Below are 5,846 nucleotides of genomic sequence, written 5' to 3'. Positions count from 1 at the left end.
CGCGGCATCGAGCCGCACATCCCGGTCTTCGACAAGTCGCGTCGCACCGACGGCACCTTCAGCCGCGAGGCATTCGTCTACGACCGCCAACGGGACGAATATCGCTGCCCGGGTGGCAAGCCGATGCGGACCAGCGGCACGCTCGTCAACGACGGCGCCACTTTGCTCTATCGCGCCAGCAAGCTCGACTGCGACAGCTGCGGCTTGAGGGCGCAATGCTGTCCCAACGAGCCCGCCCGCAAGCTACCGCGCTCGATTCACGAAGGCGCTCGCGACATGGCCCGCGACCTGTCGCAGACCGACGCCTACCTGACCTCCCGGCGTGAGCGGAAGAAGGTCGAGATGCTGTTCGCGCACCTCAAGCGGATCCTGAAAGTGGATCGGTTGCGGCTGAGAGGACCAAATGGAGCGAAAGACGAATTCCTCCTCGCCGCCACCGCCCAGAACCTCCGCAAGCTGGCCAAGCTGCTCCCGGAGGCGTCACCGGCGAGGGCGGGGTGATCCCGCTCAGCCGTGCTCGCGCTCAACCGCAGCAACGTCCGCTCTTGTCAGTAGCAGACGTTTTTCAACACTATCGGTAAAAAGCCGACATCCATCCCCGGCCCGACTTGCTCGCCGAGACCATCCATGTCGCTTTCATCTGCGCGGCGATGCCGCGGTCGTCCGCGATGTCGACGGAGAGATCCAGCGTCGCTCGACCTTGCGCCGCAAACTCGTCCTGCAGGTGTTCCGCGGCCAAGGCGGTCCGCGCCGTCGCGACCAGCGTGCCCCGGGCGATCTTCAGATACGAGATCGTCGCCTCGATCGTCACCGGACGGATGATCGGCATCTGCTCCGCGAACACGCCGAGCATCGCCGCCGCGGATGCGGTTTCGCCAAGCGTGAACACGGCTCCGGCATGCACCGAGCCGATGTGGTTGTGGACCTCGGGAGAGTCCTCGAGCCGGGCAATGGCGAGGCCGGCGCCGACCTCGACGACCTCGATGCGGGCATGGGGCGCGAACGGCACCCCCGCTGCAAAGCCGTTCCTGATCAGCGCGTAGGGGGATGCAGTCTCTTCCACGGCCGCGGTTGTGCCAAGTCGCCGGAATGTCCGCAACCGGTCGGTCCGGCAGAAAGAGAAGCTTGCCGGGCGCATCGGCTGGTCGAAGGTCACGGAGAGCAAGGGCCGCCCGCGACGACGCTCCGCTGGAGAGGGGTGGCCGCGCTCGAGCGCGGAACCGGCGGATGGCGCGCCATCAGGCCGGCATTGAGGACGTGTTCCTAGCCCGGGGGAGCAACCATGCCATGGGTCTCCGCCAGCAGGCGTCGCGCCTCACAGAGCAGGCGCTCGCTCCTGACCATGATCTCCCAGTGCGCCAGGTTACTCTCCACCGCCTTCCGGTGGATGACTTCCAGGAGCGGGTGCGCGATCTTGCTCACATGGATTTGTATCATGGATCAATGCGCAGCGCGAACAAGGCTCAGGCCATTTCGGTGCGGCACACCGGCGCCAAAGGACGGCGTTGCCGCTTCACGAGCTCGATCAGCTCGGTTGTTCGACGGGCCAGCCGATGCGGTGTCCTGCAAAGGCGAGCAGCGGGTGACTGCATCGGCCGCCGCAGCCTCGCAACGGGCAGCATCCGACCCGGGTTCGGCTGCCCGCCGTGGCGGCGATGCCGCTTGCCCCGGGCGTCCGCATCTGCTCAGCACTTCCGAATGAGATGGAACACACGCCCCAAGGCGGAACGGCCGCCGTACCCGAAGCTGGTGCCTATTCCAGGAAACATGGACGAGGTTCGGAAAATTCTGCCGGGGATCCGTGAGGGCGACGCCGAAGCGGACGTGGTCGACGGCGGTGCGCGCGGCGTCTACGTCCGGGTAAACAATGAGCAGGGAGAGGCGGCGGCCCTCCTTCATGCCGAGATGAGGCAGTTCCCACCGTCCTAAGTGCGGGGCACTCACGGCTCCGCGACACCTGCTTACCCTACAAATGCCTACAAGGATCGGGCTCGTCCGAGGCGCAGTTAGGCGATCCACCACATCCATGCTAGGAACGCAGCATCAGGCGGCATTCGGTTCGTAAGCGCTGCCTGGCTGAGAGAATGGCTTTGTCCGCTATGTGCTCCCGCTTACCAGCAGGAGCACACGCATGGACTTCAACTACCTCTATCATCGCCAGCAGGTTTCGCTGATGCGCGCCGACGCTGCGGCCTGCGAGTCCAGCCGAGCCGCCCACCAAGGCCTTGCGCGACTCTATGGATCCCTGATCGATCGGAAACGCGCGGGTCGCACCGGCGGCGCGGCGGCGAGCGAAAGGGGCTCTCGCTGATGGAGCCGCGGCTGATCGTCGCCTATTCGCTCATCGTCGTGCTGGTCGTCAGTCTCACAGGGGCCTTTCTCTGGGCCACTCGCGATCGGCGCGCCGAGGGCCGCGCCTATCGTCGGCACGAGCGCCTCCGCCGCCTGGCGAAAGCGCAGAAGAGCCGGACGCATGCAGATTGAGGGACGCCGGTCGACCGGCGTCAATCCCACCATATGTCCGCTGCACCGTTCCAGCGGGCGCTCAGGGTGGCGCCGGCATCGACGCCGAACCTGTCTTCCACGGCTTGGAACACCCGGTCCAGCAGACTGACCCGCCGACACGCCCGAGCGCCTCCCCGACCGCCCAGATCGCCAGCTCGAGGCCTTCCGCACCGTCTTGAACCTCGTAGCGGCTTCTCGCGCCAGGATCGCAAAGCCCTTCCTCGCGCGTGTCGCCCCGGGCCGCCTGCCGAGCCTCCCGGGCGAGCCAATATTGCTCGATCATTCTCCCGAGATGATCGACCAGTGGCGCGAAATTTTCGTTGTTCAGGCGGTCCTCCATAGCAGGAGCCTCCTTCCGCTCGTGGCACCCTTTATCGCGACGAACAGGCCGCAGTCGACGCGGAACGCATTCCGGGTGAAGCTCAGGCGGCCGCGGGCGTTCCGGCCCGGCCCGGCCCGGCGGCCGTCGGCCAGGCGCCGACGCGATCGTCCAGGCGTGGCGATCGACCCGACGGAGGCGGGGGCCGCGTCCTTCGTGCGTTACCAGGGACCGGAGCTCTATCGGCCGCTCTGCGAAGAGGCGGCCAGGCGATAGCAGGGCGGCCGGGCATGCTGCTCGTGCCGCTGCTTCCGACCGCCACGGCCCGCGCCCGCAGGTGGAGCGTTGCCGCGTCGCGACGCTCCGGCCGAAAGCTGATGCAGGTGAGGGAAAGGCGCGGGTGCCCGCGCTAGAGAGCCGCCCATCGCCAGCCTTCGTTCGGGCGCTGGCGGCTGAGAGATTCGTCGTGCTCCCGCCCAAGCAGCAGGAGCCGCAGGCTCATGAACAGCCATCCCCCTCGCATGCCCCTCGAGCAGAGGCCGACGTATCGCCAGGTCATCGCCGACAGCAGGACCGCCCTCGAGCGCGCCCGCCTCGATGCCCAGCGCCTGCTCGCCGCGTCGATCTATCCCTGGGGCGCTTCCGACGGATCCTGACCCGCGCGTTCGATGGGTGAAGCGGACTCCGCTCTTCGTGCCGAAGCAGGCGGAAAGCGAGCACTCCCCGGAGGCGGCGCAGGCGGCACCGAGCGCGGATCCGGCGCATGCGGAGGCTCAGGAAACCGCGATCGACGTTGAGAACCGGACCTGCTCGACGGACGGCTCGACGCCATCGCTCGCGGCAGACAGCAGGATGTCGAGATGCCTCATCGAGATCGCGCTGGCAGTGGTTTGCTCCGTCCGCAGGGCGATGCTCACGCATCGGGCTTGCTGCTCGGCCGAGTACCACGCCGGGCCGCACCCCCGGACCGCCTCGATCGCGTCCGGCCCAAGCGCCGCCACGGTCTCCAGACACGATTCCCGCTTGCCGCCGTAGCACTCCAGCGGGAGGGCAGCGGCGTTGTCACGCGCGAGCGCCACGACCTGGTCGAACAAGGCGAGGGCCGCCGCAGCGGCCGCGGCACCATCGGCGAGGAAGAAGGGGAGGGCGGGATCGACCGTGCCGCACGGGTCCGCGCCGAGCCATGGCTTCCAGGCGGAGAGGCCCGGCGGGCCGCGGCGATAGACCTGGGCAGCCTCGGTCTCCCTGATCTCCATCGGCAGGCGGGAGACGTGGATCGCGCCGGGCATTGTGCCTTTCGGCGCGAGATCCGGCTCGGGCACGAACCACATGGTCAGCTGTGAGGCGGTGCAGACGCCGTAATAAGCCCGGGGCCGCATCCGCGCCGTCGCCCTGAATCGGGAGCCGAAATGCTTCGCCTCGACGAGGGTCAGCCGCGCACCGACCGCGGCGGCGACACGGGCTTCGAGCGCCTCCCTCGACAGCGTCCTGGCGGTCTCCGAGTCAAGCGCAGGCGGGGCCGGCGCGGCGGAAGCGGGCCCCGCGCCGAGGCTCGCGGCGGCGAGGCCGCCGAGCAGCGCGACGAGCCTGCTTTCGAGCCGTAATCGCATCTTCTGTCCTCCGACCCGGAGGGTAGCGCGCCTCGTGCCCCATCGCCACTGGGGATGCAGGCATGTCCCGACATCCCACATTGCCGTCGCCGGCAAGGTGCGCTTGGTGGCGCGGCAGAAAGCCCGGGCCGTGGCGCCGCTACAGACGTGCCTCGCGGACCGCGACGAGCAGCAGGCCGCGGTCCACGCCGCCGCCGAACTCTCCGGGCACCAGCTTGCCCATGCTGAGGCGCTGCGGCGGGTCGTCGCCGGCGACGACGAAGGTGTGGTGGCCCGCCCAGGCCATCACGCCGGTGCGTTTTCCCGCTTCGTGTTCGTACGCGGGCCAGGGCGCGCCGCGGACGTGGATGCGCAGCCGCTCCCAGTCGAAATCGTCGCCCTTGACCGGGGCGAGGACGTGCAGCTCCTCGCGGGCGCCGTCGCGGTAGCGGAAGACGAGGACGCGCCAGCCTTCGCCCCAGCCGCCGGACGGCACGCGGCCGTAGCGGGCGATGCGGGCGAGGGTGCGCAGCTTCATGCGCGCCCGGCGGAACGGGCGCTTCAGGCGCCAGACGAGATAGTCGCGATCGAGACGCACGGCGGCGCGGGGAAGGGGGTGCTAGTCGGCCTGCTTCTTCTGCGCGCGCAGCATCCTAGTTGCCGCGCGCGCGTTGCGCGCGCTCCAGACGCCGCGCGATCGCGCGCCAGCTGGCCATGCTGCGGCAGACCTGGCGGCCGGTGGCCCGCTCCACCAGGCAGGAGACGCGCGCGTCCCTGTCGCTGCCGGAGACGTAGGAGGCGTGCGACATGCCCTGCGAGGCGGGCGACGGCACGACCATGACCGGCGGCTCGGCCGGCCCCCCGGCAAGGGCGAGGATCAGGATCAACGCGTTCGACATGCACGGCCTCCACGATTGGCATGCTGGTTCACCGGACGGCAGCACGCCCGTCGCGGCAAGTCAAGCAAGGCGCCGGCTGCGAAAGGCGTGCGCCGGCGCGGTGCCTGTCTACCTTGGATGGAAGGACATCGGCACCATCGTCTGAGGTGTATCTGTCCAGCGGATGGGTGGGTGACACTTTAGACCGGATAGATGGGTGACAGATTTGGAGACTGGGTGTGCCCGCGCGCGGGCACACCCAGTCTTCGAAGACGCTTCTGCCGGAGGTCCAGCACGGCCAGGGGTGTATCGAAAAAGCGCATGCGCAACTCGCCATCGGCGGTTTCTTCGATCGCGACCACCTCGCCGATCAGGGCTTCGGACACGTAGATCAGACCGCCTGGCCATCGTATTTCGCCGCTCGAGCGTACCCGTCGCACAATGGCCTCACGCGGATAGTCTGGCTCGGCAAGCTGCTCCGGCAGCTGACGCGAGGACGGCGTGTAGTGCTGCGCCGGAGGCGTCTGGCCGAGCGCCTCATGCGGTCGTTCGTGG

At 68.7% G+C, this 5,846-nt stretch carries 11 protein-coding genes and 1 pseudogene; 5 read left to right on the top strand and 7 right to left on the bottom strand.

The features are described from left to right. Window positions 1-501: transposase (locus E2493_RS20415; protein WP_191993021.1), on the top strand; the 501-nt coding region annotated here is incomplete at its 5' end. A gap of 70 nt (window positions 502-571) precedes the next feature. Here E2493_RS20415 and E2493_RS20410 read toward each other — a convergent pair. Both E2493_RS20410 and E2493_RS22010 read right to left on the bottom strand, forming a co-directional pair. Continuing rightward, window positions 572-1,156 (bottom strand): PaaI family thioesterase, encoded by a 585-nt coding sequence (locus E2493_RS20410; RefSeq protein WP_225421624.1) that lies wholly within the window; start codon window positions 1,154-1,156, stop codon window positions 572-574. A 107-nt stretch (window positions 1,157-1,263) separates the two neighbouring features. Continuing rightward, the gene (locus E2493_RS22010) at window positions 1,264-1,422 is read right to left on the bottom strand and encodes a hypothetical protein (RefSeq protein ID WP_225421623.1); all 159 of its coding nucleotides are present in this window, start codon (window positions 1,420-1,422) and stop codon (window positions 1,264-1,266) included. A 345-nt stretch (window positions 1,423-1,767) separates the two neighbouring features. On the opposite strand from E2493_RS22010, the gene E2493_RS21490 reads away from it, so the two are divergent. From E2493_RS21490 to E2493_RS21485, 3 genes are all read left to right on the top strand, one after another. Beyond that, a complete protein-coding gene (locus E2493_RS21490; RefSeq protein WP_167737670.1) occupies window positions 1,768-1,929 on the top strand; it encodes a hypothetical protein in 162 nt (53 codons plus the stop codon). 202 nt (window positions 1,930-2,131) lie between these two features. Continuing rightward, entirely contained in the window at window positions 2,132-2,311 is a 180-nt protein-coding gene (locus E2493_RS20405; protein WP_135090553.1) for a hypothetical protein, read from the top strand. Then, a complete protein-coding gene (locus E2493_RS21485) occupies window positions 2,311-2,484 on the top strand; it encodes a hypothetical protein (protein WP_167737669.1) in 174 nt (57 codons plus the stop codon). The genes E2493_RS20405 and E2493_RS21485 overlap by 1 nt, the downstream gene beginning before the upstream one ends. Window positions 2,485-2,545: 61 nt before the next feature. Here the strand turns inward: E2493_RS21485 and E2493_RS20400 are convergent, their stop codons facing one another. Continuing rightward, window positions 2,546-2,845 (bottom strand): hypothetical protein, encoded by a 300-nt coding sequence (locus E2493_RS20400; RefSeq protein ID WP_135090551.1) that lies wholly within the window; start codon window positions 2,843-2,845, stop codon window positions 2,546-2,548. A gap of 479 nt (window positions 2,846-3,324) precedes the next feature. On the opposite strand from E2493_RS20400, the gene E2493_RS21480 reads away from it, so the two are divergent. Beyond that, window positions 3,325-3,480 (top strand): hypothetical protein, encoded by a 156-nt coding sequence (locus E2493_RS21480; protein WP_167737668.1) that lies wholly within the window; start codon window positions 3,325-3,327, stop codon window positions 3,478-3,480. Between the two features lie 117 nt (window positions 3,481-3,597). On the opposite strand, the gene E2493_RS20395 is transcribed toward E2493_RS21480, so the two are convergent. From E2493_RS20395 to E2493_RS21475, 4 genes and pseudogenes are all read right to left on the bottom strand, one after another. Then, window positions 3,598-4,434, bottom strand: a complete 837-nt coding sequence (locus E2493_RS20395; protein ID WP_135090549.1) for a hypothetical protein — start codon at window positions 4,432-4,434, stop codon at window positions 3,598-3,600. A gap of 139 nt (window positions 4,435-4,573) precedes the next feature. After that, window positions 4,574-5,011, bottom strand: a complete 438-nt coding sequence (locus E2493_RS20390) for a hypothetical protein (protein WP_135090548.1) — start codon at window positions 5,009-5,011, stop codon at window positions 4,574-4,576. 55 nt (window positions 5,012-5,066) lie between these two features. Further along, window positions 5,067-5,312, bottom strand: a complete 246-nt coding sequence (locus E2493_RS20385; RefSeq protein ID WP_135090546.1) for a hypothetical protein — start codon at window positions 5,310-5,312, stop codon at window positions 5,067-5,069. Window positions 5,313-5,491: 179 nt separating this feature from the next. Then, window positions 5,492-5,846, bottom strand: a pseudogene (locus tag E2493_RS21475) (hypothetical protein); the annotation flags it as partial.

Origin of the sequence: Sphingomonas parva (ex Maeng et al. 2020), from assembly GCF_004564275.1 — a bacterium.
GTDB lineage: Bacteria > Pseudomonadota > Alphaproteobacteria > Sphingomonadales > Sphingomonadaceae > Allosphingosinicella > Allosphingosinicella parva.
This window is presented reverse-complemented; position numbering and strand designations above follow the sequence as displayed.